Source organism: Frankia canadensis (assembly GCF_900197875.1).
Lineage (GTDB): Bacteria > Actinomycetota > Actinomycetes > Frankiales > Frankiaceae > Frankia > Frankia canadensis.
In genome coordinates this window covers 1-1,129 of record NZ_FZMO01000459.1, presented here as the reverse complement: position 1 = coordinate 1,129, position 1,129 = coordinate 1, and the positions used below count along the sequence as shown (strand labels likewise).

Genomic DNA, 1,129 nt, shown 5'->3' with positions numbered 1-1,129 from the left:
GTGTGGGGGCAGGCGGGCGCGCGTCCCGGGGGCGGCTGGTTCGTCGTCGACGTGCTCGCCGGGCTGGCCGGGTGCGTGCTGGTGGTGCCGCTGGTGCGCGGACCGGTCGTGGCCAGCGCGCTGCTCCTCGCGGCGCTCGCGGTCCTCTCGCCGGCGGCGACGCCACCGGCGACGCTGGCCACGCTGCATGTCGCGGCCCGGCGCCGAGCGCCGGTCGCCGTCGCGGTGGCGGTCGTGGGTGTCGCCGCCCACGCGGTGCGCGGCGGGCTGCTGCGCCCGGTCGGGGGGATCTCGACCCTGTGGTGGCTTGTCCTCGTCGTCGTGGCGCACGGGGCGCTGCTGGGCTGGGGGGCGTTGTGGCGGGCGCGCCGGGCGCTGATCGCGTCGCTGCGGGAGCGGGCCCGGCGCGCCGAGGCCGAGCAGGGACGGCGCGTCGCCGAGGCCCGCGCCGCCGAACGCACCCGGCTCGCCCGCGAGATGCACGACGTCCTCGCCCACCGGCTGTCGCTGCTGGCCACCCACGCCGGCGCGCTGGAGTACCGTCCCGACGCCCCACCCGAACGCCTCACCCGCGCCGCCGGTGTCATCCGCGCCTGCGTGCACGAGGCCCTCGACGAGCTGCGCGACGTCATCGCCGTCCTGCGCGACGACACGGTCCTGCGCGACGACACCACGGCGCGCGACGCGGGCGGGCATCGGGCGCCGCCGACGCTCACCGACCTTGACGTGCTGGTGGAACGCACCAGGGCGGCGGGCACCGACGTCAGCGTCCTCGACGAGCGCGCCGCGGCGGTCTTGCCGCCGCCGGCGGTCGACCGGGCCGCCTACCGGGTCGTGCAGGAGGCGCTGACCAACGCCCACCGGCACGCCCCCGGCCAGCCGGTACGGGTCACCCTGCGCGGCGCGCCCGGCGACGCGCTCACCGTCGAGGCGGTCAACCCACTGCCCGACCCACCACCGGCCGACGTCTCACCCGGCTCCGGGCTGGGTCTGGTCGGGCTGACCGAACGGGTCCGTCTGCTCGGCGGCCAGCTCGACCATCACCGGGCATCCGGCGTGTTCCGCCTGCACGCCCGGCTACCGTGGCCCCGATGAGCGACCTGCCCACCCCCGCGACACCCCCGCGGAC

The 1,129-nt window shown here is 78.3% G+C and carries 1 protein-coding gene; it reads left to right on the top strand.

Annotation, left to right across the window (positions count from 1 at the left end):
• On the top strand, nucleotides 1-1,095 hold a 1,095-nt coding region (locus C1A33_RS26160; protein WP_101834217.1), incomplete at its 5' end, for a sensor histidine kinase.
• Between the last annotated feature and the right edge of the window lie 34 nt (nucleotides 1,096-1,129).